Here is a 16,085-nt window from a genome sequence, read left to right as displayed (position 1 = left end):
CTAGGCATAAAGTACTGGTTTTATACTCGCGTGAAGAAGCAAACCATAAATGTCCATGCCCGTAGCCATCTCCATTCTATCGGCGCGCAGTGCCTGTATTACCGGCCTCTTTTCGTACCTGTTTTTTTGTTGCGGCTTTATTCTCCGGCTGGCGTTCGCAGCAAGGACTTGCAGCATCGCGGGCATGGCCCGCTCCTACGGCCTTTGATGCACTTCCAACGCCAAGATTGTATACAATCCGACTAAAGCGGCAGTCATAAACCTTGCTTTAGCCCCTCATGCCGTTAAAATTGCTGACAATTCAGGCTTCTGCCACCCCTGCACTCAACAACCTGCCAGGAATCCAGCATGACATCACCTACCCATTTCGACCCTTCAAGCTCGATTAAGACTCTGCCAGGCACGTCCCATCGTTTTCACAGCCTGCCAGACACCGCAAAGCGCTTCGGCATCAATCTGGATGATCTGCCGTTTTCTCTGCGCCCTATCCTGGAAGGCATTGCCCGTAATGTCGGCAAAAACGGCATCACGGTTGAGCAGCTGCAGGCGCTGGGCAACTGGCCAGCGCATCAGGGTAAAGAGCCGGTAGAAATTCCGTTCACCGCTGGCCGTGTGATCATGCACGACTTAAGCGGCACCCCTGCCATCGTCGATTTCGCCGCGATGCGTTCAGCGGTACAGCGCATGGGTTTGGACCCATCCATTATTGAGCCGCTGGTGCGTGCGGATCTGGTGATCGACCATACGGTTACCATGGACAACACCGGCAGCCCGGCGTCGCTGCGCATTAACAGCGAGCTGGAAGCGGCACGTAACAAAGAACGCTATGCCTTCCTGAAATGGGGCGCGCAGGCGTTTAACACCATCCGCATTATTCCGCCGCAAACCGGCATCGTGCATCAGGTGAACCTGGAATATCTGGCTCAGGGTTATCTGCTGCAGGGCTCATCAGAACAAGATCAGCTGATGATCCCGGATACCCTGATCGGTATGGACAGCCACACGCCGATGGCCAATGCGCTGGGTATTGTTGGCTGGGGCGTGGGCGGTATTGAAGCCGGCGCCTCTATGCTGGGTCAGCCGATGGAAATGCTCGCACCAGAAGTCATTGGTGTTGAGCTGACCGGCGCCCTGCGCGAAGGCGTTACCGCAACCGACCTGGTATTAACCATTACTGAAATGCTGCGCAAATACCCGCGCGGTGTGGTCGGTAAATTCGTGGAATACGTGGGTGAAGGCAGCGCTAATCTGTCGCTGCCAGACCGTGCGACCATCGCCAATATGTCACCGGAATACGGCGCGACCATGGGCTTCTTCCCGTTTGATGAAATCGCCGCCGATTATATGAAAGCTACCGGCCGTGATGGCGACCTGCCACTGGCGTATTACCAGGCGCAGAACATGGCGTGGAAAGCGGGCCAGAAACTGCCGCGCTACACCGATTTGCTGCATCTCGATTTATCTACCGTTGAACCATCCGTTGCCGGGCCGAAAAGACCGCAGGACCGACTGCCGCTGGGCGATATCGGCAAGGTATTCCAGCAAGCCGCAACGGCAGGCAATCGTACCCCGGAAGAAGTTAAAGTCACCCCGGTTAAGGCGGACGAAGCCGGTATTTTCCAGTCACTGCCAGAGCGCACGCTGAAAGACGGCGACATCGTAATTGCTGCGATTACCGCCTGTACCAACACCTCTAACCCGGGTCTGTTGATTGCCGCCGGCCTGCTGGCGAAAAAAGCCAACCAACTGGGCATGAAAGTGCCAGACGGCGTTAAGACTTCAATGGCACCTGGCTCACCGGTGGCAACCGACTTTTTAACCAAAGCCGGATTACAGGAGCACCTCGATGCCCTCGGTTTTAATACCGCAGGCTACGGCTGTACGACCTGTGTTGGTAACTCTGGTCCGCTGGCGCCAAGCATTGAAGCCGCCCTGCGTGACCACGACATTATTGTGTCTTCCGTGTTGTCGGGTAACCGTAACTTCGAAGGCCGTGTACACCCGGATGTCGACACCAACTTCCTGATGTCGCCGCCGCTGGTCGTTGCTATGGCGATCGCGGGCAATGTGAATATCGACGTTACCAAAGAGCCACTGGGCAAAGACGCTCAGGGCAATGATGTATTCCTGAAAGACATCTGGCCGAGTAACGCGGAAATCACCAAAACCATGCACGAGTGCATGGACCCGAAAGCCTTCCGCGAAACCTACGAAAACTCTCTCGCTGGCCCGGAGAGCTGGCAGAAGCTGGAGTCACCGACCGGCCCCGTGTATCAGTGGGACGAGAAGTCGAGCTACATTCAGGAAATCTCCTTCTTTGACGGTTTCTCACTGGAAACACCTGAGGATTCCCTCAACAACATCAGCAACGCACGCATGCTGGTGATGTGTGATGACAACACCACCACCGACCATATCTCGCCGGTAAGCCGCATCCGCCCGGATTCAGCACCGGGACAGTACCTGATGTCGATCGGCGTTGACGCCAACGACCTGACCTCCCTCGGTGCACGTCGTGGTAACCACCACGTGATGCTGCGCAGTATCTTCGGCAACGTAAAAGCCCGAAACCTGATGCTGCCGGGCACGACCGGTGCGGTGACTAACTACTACAACGCCAATGGCGAAGCCGAGAAGATGTCGATCTATGACGCCGCATCCCGCTACCAGCAGGAAGGCACGCCAACCGTGGTATTCGGCGGCAAGCTGTATGGCACCGGCTCATCGCGCGACTGGGCGGCAAAAGGCCCGGCGCTGCTGGGGGTAAAAGCCATTATTGCCGAGAGCTTTGAGCGTATTCACAAATCCAATCTGGTCGGCATGGGTGTGTTGCCGCTGCAACTGCCAGAAGACGTGACGCTGGGCTCACTCAATCTGGATGGCTCTGAAACCTTCGATCTGGCAGGCATTGATGCCCTGACGCCACGCGGTTCTGTTCAACTCACGATCAAGCGCAAAGACGGTTCAACCGAACAGCACAAGCTGCTGTCTCGCGTGGATACCTCATCCGAGCTGGAGCAGATCCGCCACAAAGGCATTCTGCCGATGGTGTTGCGGGATATTATCGCGGCTAACAGCTAACAACAGCTGGAACAGGTACCGCCGGCTTAATCAGATATTTGGGTTCGGCCAGAACTTCTGACTGAAAAGCTAAAAAACCGGCTCTCGCAAGAGGAGCCGGTTTTTTTGTCCATGATTTTTTGGTGGCTAGCTGTATATGTTTTTTATTTCGGCAAGATCATCACACCTCGTCAGTTTGACTTTAGTGTCCGCTAAAGAGGGTTAAGATCAGACGTTCTTGCATCCCATTATTAGACAAATTTCTGCAAAAGGGTGAGCACAACCCCTCCAAACTCCTCTGCATTACTCACGATTTTCGTGATTTTGGCACTTCTTTCCTCGGAAGATTTTACTATTTTCATTAAGTCGGAAAGCTTTTTAGCATCCGCCGATTCAGGAAATAGTTCCTTTATCTCATCATCTGTCATTCTAGTAATTGACGATATCCCCGAAGCAAGCTTATCGTCAGTCGCTGTTGCACCGTTTGCGATTGCAGTATCGATATCACTGTCTAACTGCTCCCAGTTGATTGGCATCATTCTTTCCTCTTCCGATGGGATTAAATAGAGTCGCGAATTTCGCGAACCTTGTTGAGAAACTCCTCGGCCCGACCTGCTTTGTCTCGGACGTTAATTGCCTGTCCAAGCAAATCGGAAACCGCATCATCCGTCTTATCAATAAGCTGACCAATCTTTTCATCCTGAACTCCAGCCATCTCTAAGTAGCGATTCCTTGCTTCAGCAACTTTCGACGCTGAAAGTAGAAAACTCGTAATGCTGTTATTCATTGCTTTTACTTGTGTATATTCTCCACGAATAGATGCTTCAATCCGACGCTCTAGCTCGTCAAGAGGTTTAATTAGTTCGAGGCGCTTTTGGTTGATTCGCTTCTGCAGTTTTGGCCCAGCCATTGTGATAAATCGTAGGCGATCGGCCTTATTGTTTTCCGATACGATCGTATTCCAGGCAGTCACCATTTTTGTATCAGAAAAGAACTGATCAGCAAATTCCGGAACCCATTCATCTTCGACAAACTTATCGACTGCCTTTCGCTTTTGGTCGAAAAAGCGATGCAGCAAAACGACATTAGATTCCTCAATTGCAGATATTCGGCGACCCAACTCCGATGATAACTCAGGAGCCTCCGGTGGAATCGAAGCGCACCCGTTTAGCGCTATAACTAGTGTAATCACCTGTGCTTTTCGAAATAACATCAATTATCTCCTAATGTTGAATAGTCAACTCTCCGAGGTAAGAACGGAAAGAATAAAGGGCATTGACAGCCTAATACTCATATAACCGACAGAGCAGTACAGCAATTGACATACCAACTCAACCATTTATTAGGTTTTTAGTTGTCTATAAATCCATTTCTTGCGAATAATATTTTTAATATCTACATCTACTTCAATTGTGTTATATGACTCATAAGGGCCATTTGCAGAAATTTCCGTTGCAAATAGAATGTAAGAACTACCTCTGCACGCCCACTCGCCTTTAACCTTAACCAAAGACATCGTATTCAGCTCAGAAGCCACTTGGCAGGGGATTAACATCTTATAGTTATCTCCATTGTAATCCCTAACAACTATATCAACCAAAGGATCAAAGTCATTATAAATTAACTTTGATGGATAATAACTGACAAAATAGCCATAAAAATCTAACTCGTCTTTGTCTTGAGACTTTTCACAGAAAGTAAGGCTTATATTTTGAGAATCTATATATAAAGCGAACTTACTTAGAATATGGTCTATGGCTTGTTGCTGCTCGAACTTATGCTCAAGCCAACAATCGTGCACAGGCCAAGGAGAGCCTAAAGAATCAAATAAAACACAACCACTATTTCCATCTCTATGAAAGTAAACATCTTGTCCACACCACCAGCATTGCGTTTCAAAAGTTATACTACCGTAATAAACCCAATTTTTTTTATTTCTGGTTGGTTGGCGAGAATAGCTGTAATTAATTTTATCATATACACTTGTTCCTCCTCGATAGTGTCCTTCTACCCAAGAGCCATTTCTAAAATGGCCGGAAACCCAGCAGCCACTTCGATGATGCATAACCCCCTCCATGAACCTAACAGTTTTATTAGCAGGCACGCACATTAACTCCGGTAAACTTTTTCGAGGCTTCTTCTGCAACCAGTTGATCTGATTCGAAATGTCGCCTGCCCCTTAAAAACACCTCAGAAAAACGCGCACGCTGGTTAATTCGGTTTTTCTGCGTCTGTAAAGCTCTCGTCTGGCAAACCTGTCGCTCCGGCCCTGTTGCGCAGACTGCCTGTCGTTATTAATAACAGAAATCTCATTTTTGTGGTCTAGGCATAAAGTACTGGATTCAGATTCCTTTGAAGAGTTTGCAGCATCGCGGGCATGGCCTGCTCCTACCAACGGTGGATGCCAATAACCTTATTCGCGGGCATGGCCCGCTCCTACGGCCAGGGAATGCTAACAACCGAGTTCGCAGGCACGGTCCGCTCCTACGAGCTGTGAATTCCAACAAGTTCGTTGCAGGCAAGGCCGCTTCTGTGGCCGGTGAGGAGCGGCCATTCTCAAGGCGCTGCAGACCGCTTTCTGCCTAACGTTACTCTGCGCATTATCGACGTTTGTCTGTTCACATAGTCGACGTTTGTCTCTGGGCATTGAACCCGGCAGTACTGTTATAATCAGAGCAAGGAGCTATCATTTCCCCCGATAAATGAACGGATAGTAAAGAGTCTGATTGTTAACGATGAGGATACCGCTGTGTTAGAAGCTTATCGCGCACACGTCGCTGAACGTGCTGAATTGAATATTCCGCCCAAGCCACTGAACGCTGAGCAGACTGCTGCTCTGGTTGAGCTGCTGAAAAACCCACCGGCTGGCGAAGAAACCGTTCTGGTTGATCTGCTGGAAAACCGCATCCCACCAGGTGTTGACGAAGCCGCCTACGTAAAAGCCGCCTTCCTGACGGCCATCATCAAAGATGAAGCGACTTCTCCGCTGGTATCCAAAGAAAAGGCGATTCAGCTGCTGGGTATGATGCAGGGTGGCTACAACATCGCCACGCTGGTTGAGCTGCTGGACAACGCTCAACTGGCTCCGCTGGCCGCTAAAGAACTGAAGCACACCCTGCTGATGTTTGATGCGTTCAACGACGTACAGGACAAAATGAACGCCGGCAATGCCGTTGCCAAAGAACTGATGGAATCCTGGGCCAACGCTGAATGGTTCACCAAGCGCAACAAGGTTGCTGAATCCATCAAGATGACCGTGTTTAAAGTCACCGGCGAAACCAATACCGATGACCTGTCTCCGGCGCCCGATGCCTGGTCACGCCCTGATATCCCGCTGCACGCACGCGCTGCTTATAAGATGACCCGCGACGGTCTGACTCCGGAAGAGCACGGCGTAACCGGCCCAATGTCACAGATTGCAGAAATCAGCGCCAAAGGCCTGCCCGTTGCCTTTGTGGGTGACGTTGTTGGTACCGGTTCTTCCCGTAAGTCGGCCACCAACTCGGTGCTGTGGTTCTTTGGTGATGACATTCCGGGCGTACCGAACAAGCGCGGCGGCGGTGTGTGTATCGGTTCTAAAGTGGCGCCTATCTTCTTCAATACCATGGAAGATGCCGGCGCTCTGGTATTCGAAGCCCCTGTCGACAAGATGAACATGGGTGACGTGATCGATATCCGCCCATACGAAGGCAAAATCCTCAACGAAGCCGGTGACGTTATCTCCGAATTCGAATTCAAATCCGATGTCATCCTGGACGAAGTTCAGGCTGGCGGCCGTATCCCGCTGATCATCGGTCGCGGCCTGACCACTAAGGCCCGCGCTGCTCTGAATCTGGGCGCAACCGACACTTTCCGTCTGCCGGTTGACCCTGAAGCCGGCACCAAAGGCTTCACTCTGGCGCAGAAAATGGTGGGTAAGGCTTGTGGTCTGGAAGAAGGCCAGGGCGTACGTCCGGGCACTTACTGCGAACCTAAGATGACGACTGTCGGTTCTCAGGACACTACGGGGCCGATGACCCGTGACGAACTGAAAGATCTGGCGTGTCTGGGCTTCCAGGCGGATCTGGTGATGCAGTCGTTCTGTCACACGGCGGCGTATCCGAAGCCGATTGACGTTGAAATGCAGCACACCATGCCTGACTTTATCCAGACCCGTGGCGGTGTGGCACTGCGTCCGGGCGACGGTATCATCCACTCGTGGCTGAACCGCATGCTGCTGCCTGACACGGTGGGTACCGGTGGTGACTCCCACACCCGCTTCCCTATGGGTATTTCCTTCCCGGCGGGTTCTGGTCTGGTTGCCTTCGCCGCAGCGACCGGTGTTATGCCACTGGATATGCCGGAATCTGTGCTGGTGCGCTTCAAAGGCCAGATGCAGCCGGGTATTACCCTGCGCGACCTGGTGCACGCCATTCCGCTGTACGGTATCAAACAAGGCATCCTGACGGTTGAGAAGAAAGGTAAGATCAACGAATTCTCCGGCCGTATTCTGGAAATCGAAGGTCTGGAAAACCTGACGGTTGAACAGGCGTTCGAACTGTCTGACGCCTCTGCTGAGCGTTCTGCCGCCGGTTGTACCATCAACCTGTCGGAAGAATCGGTAGCTGAATACCTGCGTTCCAACATCGTGATGCTGCGCTGGATGATCTCTGAAGGCTATGGCGACCCACGCACTCTGGAGCGTCGGGCACAGGCAATGGAAGCATGGCTGGCCAACCCAAGCCTGATGCGTGCTGACAAAGACGCCGAATACGCCCACGTAATCGAAATCGATCTGGCCGACATCAAAGAGCCAATCGTGTGCTGCCCGAACGACCCGGACGATGCCAAAACCCTGTCTGAAGTTGCCGGCGTTAAAGTAGACGAAGTGTTCGTTGGTTCCTGTATGACGAACATCGGTCACTTCCGTGCCGCGGGTAAGTTACTGGCCAGCCATAAAGGTGGTCTGAGCACCCGCTTCTGGATGTCTCCGCCCACCAAAATGGACGAAGCTCAGCTGATGGAAGAAGGTTACTTCAACATCTACGGCACTTCCGGTGTACGCACCGAAATGCCGGGCTGTTCTCTGTGTATGGGTAACCAGGCACGTGTGGCACCAAACTCCACCGTACTGTCTACCTCTACCCGTAACTTCCCGAACCGCCTGGGTGATGGTGCCAACGTATACCTGACTTCTGCGGAACTGGCATCGGTTGGTGCTATTCTGGGTAAACTGCCAACCACCGCAGAGTACATGGAATACGCCAACAAACTGGACAGCATGTCGGCTGAAATCTACAAGTACCTGAACTTCGACAAGATGGACGAGTACACCAGAAAAGCAGCAACGGCTGTGATTGCTTCTGACAAGTAATCGGTTTTCTGTGCAGATCAAAAACCCGGCAATCGCCGGGTTTTTTATGCCCGTCTTCGGCAGCCCTGCCCGACGACAGCTCCCTGAACCCAGACTGAACCGGCGTTACCACCTGCCCGGAATATTAAGTCAGGAAGATGAACAGTCATTCCTTTGCATTCCGGTGACATTTTTATTACATTCCGCGCCCAACCAGCCTGATTACGGACAATTTTGCCAATCCAAGGGAGCGCCATGTCAGCTTTATTTCCTTTAATCCCGATTAAACTGCTGTTTATCGGTCTGACTGTTTATATCTGGACGCAGCTGATCAAACGCGGAACCGCGCTGAACCAGCCCCGGGTCAGCCGTTTCATGCTGGGATTTGCCCTGTTAAGTGTGGTGTTGTCCGTTATTTCTGTGGGCAAGATATATCCCTATGGCGCCGTCACGGATCTGCTGGTTTTTGCTGCAGCAACCAGCCTGTTTATGGCGCTGCAGATGCGTACTTTGGCCGGTCGCTTTCTCGGTTTGCTCATTATTGCCATACCCCTGCTGGGACCACTGGCCTATCTGCTGCATTATCAGGTAGTCGGTGGTGCCATGAACAAAGACAGCTTTATTGCCGTTTTCCAGACCACCAGTACAGAAGCCAGTGAGTATCTCGCCAGCTTTACGTCTGTGATGTCGCTGATACCCCTGTTACTGGCCACGGCACTTCTTATCTGGATCGTTAAACACAATGTTGGCAGTGAACGTAAAACCCTGCCGATAAAAACCGCTGCAACCTATGTCTTGCTGGCCGTACTGATGATTGCTCTGGCGCCACTGGAAAAGGGCTTATTTACCTACCCGGTGGATGTTTACGTCAGCTATCAGCAAGAGATGACCACGACCAAAGAGCGTATGGCGCAGTTCAGCGAGCGTAATATCAATAAAGACTACCGCATCAGCAAGGAAGGTCAGGGTGAGATTTATGTGGTTGTTGTCGGTGAATCACTGAATAAACACCACATGGGTATCTACGGTTATGAGCTGGACACCACACCTAACCTGCAGCGTCTGAAAGATGAGGGCAATCTGTTTGTTGCCGATAATTCTTTCTCCAATTATCCGGGCACCATGGCTGCCCTGTCGCACGCTCTGACCGCAGCTAATCAGAAAAACAATAAGCACTACACCCAGTCACTGGGCATTGTTGAATTAATGAACGAAGCCGGTTTCGTAACTCACTGGCTGGGTAATCAGCCACTGTCCAACAGCTACGACATGATCCTCGGTCTGATCGCTAAAGAAGCACAGGATGTACAACTGACCTTCGATATTGAATTCCACAGCATGTCACACAAAGACCATCAGCCCGACGGCGTGCTGCTGCCACTGTACGAACAAATTCTGGCACAGCGTGATGCGGGTAAAAATCAGGTGATTTTTGTGCACCTGATGGGCAACCATACCGATTACTGTGAGCGCTATCCGGAAGAGTACAAACGCTATGAAGTGTCACCAATGGATGCTTTGTATTCCCATATATTCAAAGGTGGCCTCGGTCACTCCCGCGAATGTTATGACAACAGCATTCTGTACAACGACCATGTTGTCAGCACACTGGTCGACGATCTGCAGAGCGCTTTGGGCGAAGAAGGCATTGGCGGTCTGATCTACTTTGCCGACCATTCAGAAGATATCGAACGCGGCGTTGGCCACTCCAGCGCTAACTTCTCTTTTGACATGGTCGAGTCGCCGACACTGATCTGGCTGTCAGAGGCTTATCAGCAGCACAATACGGATAAAACTGCAGCCCTGCGTCACAACCTGGGCCAGTATTATCCCAACGATTTTATTTTCGATACAGTAATTGGAATGAGTGGCAGCCGGATGGAAGGCAGCAGCTATTGCAGCAGTTGCGACCTGTTCAGTTTTGATTATGACCTGCCACTTGAAAATGCCCGAACCATGCACGGCAAACTGGCTTATAAACCATTAAAAGCCCCATCTTCAGCCATCGCTGTTACAGGCAAATAATCCTGAACGCCGGGCGATTAAAGCCCGGCTTGCTATCTTTCCCATACTTTCTGCTAACATGCGCTCTGTTACCTCCACAACGTTCGGGTCAGCGGAAATTATCTATGGGTGCATATCTGGTTCAGATTCACTGCCAGCAGTGGGAAAAATCGCAACGCGGCGAACCCTATGCATCCCTGCGGCACGGCCATCCTGACCGCACGGCGATCAGGCCAATACAACAACTGCCACACATTCCTCTGGGTAACGGCCAACAATTACGGCTTGATATTCACGGTGATGACCGCCCGTCAGCGCTCTACCCCGACGGACGTTTTCGCCTGAAAAAAGTCGGAGGGCTGGGCTGGCAACTGGATCGCGTGCTGTTCTATCAACAGCAGGATGGTGCCGTCTGCCTGCGCCACAGCAGCGGTGAATTTGACCAGTGGCAACTGCACGATGGCTGGCTGCAATACCGCTACCAACAACGCTACCGGGTCGAAGAAAGTGATGCGCTGTACTGGCTTTACGAGCAGGTGGTCATTAACCTGGCGTACTTTCCCGACAGCCATGGGCAGCAACATATTTTTATAGAAAACACTCCTGGCCGCGTCATCGAAGACAACGATCCCGGCTGTCAATAAAACCTGAACATCAACACAATTCAGGACATAAAGATCAGCCAGCATCACGCAACACATTGTCCTGTAGCAAACAGAGGATTGCCGCTGCCGCAGTCTTTATCTAACATGATCCTTCACCCTTAACAGCCCACCTGAACACGGACACCAACGTGAGCCAAGCAACACCGCCCTCCGGTTACAGCCCTTCGTTTATATCAACCTGCGCAGGTATCATCAGCTCGATGGCCTTGCTGGTACATACGGTTTTTCTTGGCGTATTTCTCTATGCTTTTATTCTGCCAGCACGTCAGGCACAACAACTGGCCAACCCGGTCATCACCGCGATAGCCAGCGTGTGGCTGGCCGGTATTTTGTGGTGGCTCAACCATGTTCACCGTGTGCAATGGGATATCCGCGGCCTGTCACGCCAGGGGGAAAAAGACTGGTATCTGCTCAGCGCCAACCATCAAAGTTGGGTGGATATTTTTGTGCTGTATCAGATTTACCACGGCAAAGTCCCGCTGCTGAAATTTTTTATTAAAAAAGAATTGGCCTACCTGCCCATTGTTGGCCAGGCCTGGTGGGCATTGGATTTTCCGTTTATGCGCCGTTACTCCAAACAATTTCTGGCCAAACATCCGGAAAAAGCTGGTGACGATTTAAAAGAAACGCAGAAAGCCTGTGAAAAGTTCTCACAAACACCCACCAGTGTGATGAATTTTCTTGAAGGTACGCGCTTCACCACCGAAAAACACCGCGACCAGCAATCGCCGTTTAAACATCTGCTGAAACCCAAGGCCGGCGGACTGGCATTTGCCATTCAGGCATTGGGCGATAAATTCAGCGCCCTGACCAATATCACCATTCACTACCCACAAGGCATTCCGACCTTCTGGGATATGATGTGCGGCCGCTTTAACCACGCAGTTATTCAGATTGAGGAACTGCCGATTCCACCCCGCTTCAGCCAGGGTGACTATCAGAACGATGGCGAATTACGTCTGGAAATACAGCAGTGGGTCACCCGCATGTGGGAAGAAAAAGATGCCCTGCTGGAAACCATAAAAGCCGAACACTGAAAGCTATTTTCAGCCAATAAAAAACGGGAGCCGAAGCTCCCGTTTTTTATGCTGCCAGACACTCAAAAGCCTCTGACATAAACCCATTAAGCGCTGATTACTCAGCGGCTTTTGGTTTCTCACGCAGTTTGATGTGCAGATCACGCAACTGAACATTGCTGACCGCACCCGGAGCCTGAGTCATCACACAAGCGGCTGACTGGGTTTTCGGGAATGCAATCACTTCACGGATAGAAGTCGAGCCCGTCATCAGCATGATCAGACGATCCAGACCGAACGCCAGACCACCGTGTGGCGGTGCGCCGAATTTCAGTGCATCCAACAGGAAGCCAAACTTCTCACGCTGCTCTTCTTCAGAAATACCCAGCGCGCGGAATACGCCCTGCTGCATACCCTGATCGTGAATACGGATAGAACCACCGCCCAGCTCACAGCCGTTCAGTACCATATCGTAAGCACGGGACAGCGCGTTCAGCGGGTCTTTTTCCAGCTCTTCCGGAGAACAGCTTGGCGCGGTGAACGGATGGTGCAGTGCCGTCACAGAACCATCATCGTTCTCTTCGAACATCGGGAAATCGACCACCCACAATGCTGCCCACTCCGAGGTGTACATATTCAGGTCGGCAGCCACTTTGCAGCGCAGAGCACCCAGCGCTTCGTTCACGATCTTGGCTTTATCTGCACCGAAGAAAACAATATCGCCGTTCTTCGCGTCCAGCTTGGTCATGATCTTCATGGTGTTGTCGTCGCCGATGAACTTGATGATCGGAGACTGCAGACCTTCAACACCTTTTTCGATTTCGTTGACCTTAATCCAGGCCAGACCCTTGGCACCGTAAATACCAACGTACTTGGTGTATTCGTCAATTTGCTTACGGGAAAGCTCAGCGCCACCCGGTACTTTCAATGCAGCAACACGGCCTTTCGGATCTTTCGCCGGAGCAGCAAAGACTTTGAATTCGATATCCTGCAGGAATTCAGCAACATCGACGATTTCCATCGGAATACGCATATCCGGCTTGTCAGAACCGTAACGGTTCATCGCTTCGGAATACGGCATACGCGGGAAGTCGCCCAGATCGACATTCAGTTCTTTCTGGAAGATTTCTTTGATCATGCCCTGGGCAATGCCCATGATGTCGTCTTCGTTAATAAACGAAGCTTCAACGTCAATCTGGGTAAATTCCGGCTGGCGGTCAGCACGCAGGTCTTCGTCACGGAAACATTTGGCAATCTGGTAGTAACGGTCAAAACCGGCAACCATCAGCAGCTGCTTAAACAGCTGTGGAGACTGTGGCAACGCGAAGAAAGAACCTTCGTGAGTACGGCTTGGCACCAGATAATCACGCGCACCTTCCGGCGTTGCGCGGGTCAGGATCGGGGTTTCAATATCGAGGAAACCCTGCTCTTCCAGATAACGGCGGGCATGGGAAGTCACTTTTGAACGGAAGCGCAGTTTGTCCTGCATTTCTGGACGACGCATATCCATAAAGCGATATTTCAGACGAATCTCTTCACCCACATCGCTGTAACCATCAAGCGGGAACGGCGGTGTTGCCGCCTTGTTCAGGATGGTGATTTCTTTACCCAGAACTTCAATCAGACCGGTTTTCATATTGGCATTGGTGGTGCCTTCCGGACGACCACGCACACGGCCAGTGATCTGCACCACAAACTCAGAACGCACGCTGTCAGCGATATTGAAAGCATCCACAGTGTCAGGGTCAAACACCACCTGCACCAGACCTTCGCGGTCACGGATGTCGAGGAAAATAACGCCCCCGTGGTCACGGCGACGATGCACCCAGCCACAGAAGGTTACGGTTTGGTCGATCAAGGTTTCGTTGATATCACCACAATAATGTGTGCGCATCGCTTGGTCCTGCATCTGAATCGTCAATGAAGTTGCCGACGGGCCGGAAATAGAAGGCGGGCCGGAAATAAAAGGCGGGCAGTATAACGGATTTTGACGGCAATCCGATACCTCAGGACAGGGATTACTGCACCGCACCGCATAAGCCCGGCGAAAGCCACGGCATACGGCGGCCAAAAACCACGCGGATCGTCACAAATCCACCTTGAGCACGGCCACTACTCAGGTAACCTGCGCATCTCATAACGATAAAAATTCAGAGAGCAAGCAGCATGCAATCATTTGCCAATAAAGTTGTTGTTATCACCGGCGCCGCCTCCGGTATCGGCCGGGCACTGGCGCAACAACTCAGCCGTGAAGGTGCCCACCTGGCACTGTCCGACGTTAATATGAAAGGCCTCGAAGAAACCCGTGCCCTGCTGAGCGGCAGTGGTAAGGTCACCCTGAATACACTGAACGTTGCCGACCGCGAAGCGTTCGAAGCCTACGCGACACAAGTCATCGCAGACCATGGCCAGGCCGACGCCATCATCAACAACGCCGGAGTAGCGCTGTCAGAAACCGTAGCCAATATGAGTTACGAAGATATGGAGTGGATCGTGAACATCAACTTCTGGGGCGTGGTCTATGGCACCAAAGCGTTTCTGCCACACCTGCAGAGCCGCCCCGAAGCCGCCATTATTAATATTTCCAGTATTTTTGGCATTATTGCCCTGCCCACCCAGGCCGCTTACAACGCCACCAAATTTGCCGTGCGGGGTTTTACCGAATCGCTGCGTCAGGAACTGGCCGGAACCGGAGTCTTTGTAACCACTGTCCATCCGGGTGGTATTAAGACCAATATCGTCCGTAACGGCCGAATGAAAACCTCACTGGCGGGCGAAAAAGATCACGCTACTCAGATTACGGAATTCGAGAAGATGGCACGCACCACGCCGGCCCAGGCTGCGGATGTCATTATCAGCGGCGTAAAACAACAAAAACGCCGTATTTTAATCGGTGCCGATGCACGTTTAATGGACCGTATTCAACGCTGGTTTCCGGTTCGCTACAGCGGCATTTTCGGCTGGGTGCTGAAGAAGCTGGCATAAAAAACGGTCCAATTCCGCTGAAAACCCGCATCAGATAGTCGCAAATCACGTTTTGTGACGAAAAACCCCGAAAAAACAGGGGTGAAGTGCTTGCTTCACCCTTTTTTTTGCATAAGAATTCTCATGCCTCTCCGATAATACGCAGCAGTTCAGCGTCAACCTGCAACGGAGAAGCCCGAACCCGGAACAACAACACCAAAAGGATCAGACCATGGCTGCAAGAAAATCTCCGGCGGCAAAAGCGCCTGCAAAAAAAGCCGCTGCTAAAGCCCCTGCCAAAGCACCCGCAGCAAAAAAAGCCGTAGCTAAGGCCCCAGCTAAGAAAGCCGTAGCCAAAGCGCCAGCGGCGAAAAAAGCCGTTGCTAAAAAACCGGCTGTTAAAGCCGCTGCAGCTAAAGCACCCGCTGCAAAAGCTGCTGCACCTGCAGCACGCAAGACCACAGCCATTGCCGAAAAATTCAGCAAAACCCAGCTGTTGAATGAACTTGCAGAAACCACCGGTCTGGCCCGTAAAGATGTTAACGCCGTACTGGAAGAACTGACGGTACTGATCGAACGTCACGTTAAAAAGCGCGCGGTTGGCGAGTTCATCCTGCCAGGCCTGCTGAAAATCAAGACCATCAAAAAGCCTGCACAAAAAGCACGCAAAAACGTACCTAACCCATTCCGTCCGGGTGAAACTATGGATGTTGCAGCCAAGCCAGCCAGCACCAAAGTTAAAGTACTGCCACTGAAAAAACTGAAAGACATGGCAATGTAATCCATTGCCTTTGCGGTAATGGCTGATACGCTGCCGACAACCGGCACGTTATTAAGCGACCGATATTTATCGGTCGCTTTTTTTTGCCCTGCTGTTTTTGCTCTTTTGCTAGGGCCTGTCGACACTAAGTAAATCCGGCCTGCTGAGAGCCAGTTTTTCTCAGAACAAGGAGTGAGGAGTGATATTAGCGGGCTAAATGAATGACGAACGACGACGTTAATGGGGAAAACTGGCCTCAGCCCGAAGGGTTATGGCTAAAAATT

General features: G+C 51.6%; 11 protein-coding genes. 7 read left to right on the top strand and 4 right to left on the bottom strand.

Going from position 1 to position 16,085, the window contains the following annotated elements; genetic code table 11:
* Positions 1-348: 348 nt before the first annotated feature.
* Positions 349-3,081, top strand: coding sequence for an aconitate hydratase AcnA (acnA, locus tag NYR02_RS11135; RefSeq protein WP_260976444.1), 2,733 nt, complete (start codon positions 349-351; stop codon positions 3,079-3,081).
* Between the two features lie 230 nt (positions 3,082-3,311).
* Here the strand turns inward: acnA and NYR02_RS11130 are convergent, their stop codons facing one another.
* The 3 genes from NYR02_RS11130 to NYR02_RS11120 all read right to left on the bottom strand — a co-directional run bounded on the left by NYR02_RS11130 (position 3,312) and on the right by NYR02_RS11120 (position 5,125).
* A complete protein-coding gene (locus NYR02_RS11130) occupies positions 3,312-3,599 on the bottom strand; it encodes a hypothetical protein (protein WP_260976443.1) in 288 nt (95 codons plus the stop codon).
* A 20-nt stretch (positions 3,600-3,619) separates the two neighbouring features.
* Positions 3,620-4,273 carry a hypothetical protein gene (locus NYR02_RS11125; protein ID WP_260976442.1) on the bottom strand — a complete coding sequence of 218 codons (654 nt, stop codon included), beginning with the start codon at positions 4,271-4,273 and terminating at the stop codon, positions 3,620-3,622.
* Between the two features lie 129 nt (positions 4,274-4,402).
* A complete protein-coding gene (locus NYR02_RS11120) occupies positions 4,403-5,125 on the bottom strand; it encodes a hypothetical protein (RefSeq protein WP_260976441.1) in 723 nt (240 codons plus the stop codon).
* 684 nt (positions 5,126-5,809) lie between these two features.
* On the opposite strand from NYR02_RS11120, the gene NYR02_RS11115 reads away from it, so the two are divergent.
* From NYR02_RS11115 to NYR02_RS11100, 4 genes are all read left to right on the top strand, one after another.
* Entirely contained in the window at positions 5,810-8,413 is a 2,604-nt protein-coding gene (locus NYR02_RS11115; RefSeq protein WP_260976440.1) for a bifunctional aconitate hydratase 2/2-methylisocitrate dehydratase, read from the top strand.
* A gap of 234 nt (positions 8,414-8,647) precedes the next feature.
* The gene (locus NYR02_RS11110; protein WP_260976439.1) at positions 8,648-10,417 is read left to right on the top strand and encodes a phosphoethanolamine transferase family protein; all 1,770 of its coding nucleotides are present in this window, start codon (positions 8,648-8,650) and stop codon (positions 10,415-10,417) included.
* A gap of 104 nt (positions 10,418-10,521) precedes the next feature.
* Positions 10,522-11,040, top strand: coding sequence for a hypothetical protein (locus NYR02_RS11105; RefSeq protein WP_260976438.1), 519 nt, complete (start codon positions 10,522-10,524; stop codon positions 11,038-11,040).
* 149 nt (positions 11,041-11,189) lie between these two features.
* Positions 11,190-12,098 carry an acyltransferase gene (locus tag NYR02_RS11100; protein WP_260976437.1) on the top strand — a complete coding sequence of 303 codons (909 nt, stop codon included), beginning with the start codon at positions 11,190-11,192 and terminating at the stop codon, positions 12,096-12,098.
* Between the two features lie 97 nt (positions 12,099-12,195).
* On the opposite strand, the gene aspS is transcribed toward NYR02_RS11100, so the two are convergent.
* Complete coding sequence (gene aspS, locus NYR02_RS11095; RefSeq protein ID WP_260976436.1) at positions 12,196-13,971, bottom strand: aspartate--tRNA ligase; 1,776 nt, start codon at positions 13,969-13,971, stop codon at positions 12,196-12,198.
* A 272-nt stretch (positions 13,972-14,243) separates the two neighbouring features.
* Here aspS and NYR02_RS11090 point away from each other — a divergent pair, with 272 nt between their 5' ends.
* A complete protein-coding gene (locus tag NYR02_RS11090; protein ID WP_260976435.1) occupies positions 14,244-15,062 on the top strand; it encodes an SDR family NAD(P)-dependent oxidoreductase in 819 nt (272 codons plus the stop codon).
* Positions 15,063-15,273: 211 nt separating this feature from the next.
* Positions 15,274-15,822, top strand: coding sequence for an HU family DNA-binding protein (locus NYR02_RS11085; protein WP_260976434.1), 549 nt, complete (start codon positions 15,274-15,276; stop codon positions 15,820-15,822).
* Positions 15,823-16,085 lie beyond the last annotated feature (263 nt).

Source organism: Thalassolituus pacificus (genome assembly GCF_025318105.1).
GTDB classification, from domain to species: domain Bacteria; phylum Pseudomonadota; class Gammaproteobacteria; order Pseudomonadales; family Oceanobacteraceae; genus Venatoribacter; species Venatoribacter pacificus.
This window is presented reverse-complemented; position numbering and strand designations above follow the sequence as displayed.